Source organism: Priestia sp. SIMBA_032 (genome assembly GCF_046535215.1).
GTDB classification, from domain to species: domain Bacteria; phylum Bacillota; class Bacilli; order Bacillales; family Bacillaceae_H; genus Priestia; species Priestia aryabhattai.
This window is the reverse complement of the sequence record NZ_JAWRXD010001064.1, coordinates 1-256: the sequence shown is the minus strand read 5'-3', so window position 1 is coordinate 256 and position 256 is coordinate 1. Positions and strand designations below refer to the sequence as shown.

Genomic DNA, 256 nt, shown 5'->3' with positions numbered 1-256 from the left:
CCGCGGTCATCTCGATGACCCCGCTGGTGAACGGCCTGGCCGCAGGACGGCTGGCGTTCGCGAATGTGCCTGCCTCGGCGATCGCCCGCTCGACCGCGCTCGGGCTGTGGAGCCGGGTCCGCCGGAGCACCGGTCGGACACCGACGATGATGCCGATCGTCGCCGAACCGGGTGAGGTCGGCGCCATGACGCTGCCGGGCTACCTACAGGACTATCTCGCGATCGCGGGCCCGACCTGGCAGAACACCATCGACGC

The 256-nt window shown here is 70.7% G+C and carries 1 protein-coding gene; it reads left to right on the top strand.

Annotation, left to right across the window (positions count from 1 at the left end):
- A partial coding sequence (locus SB717_RS37620; RefSeq protein WP_410908250.1) for a hypothetical protein occupies positions 1–256 on the top strand: 256 nt, incomplete at both ends.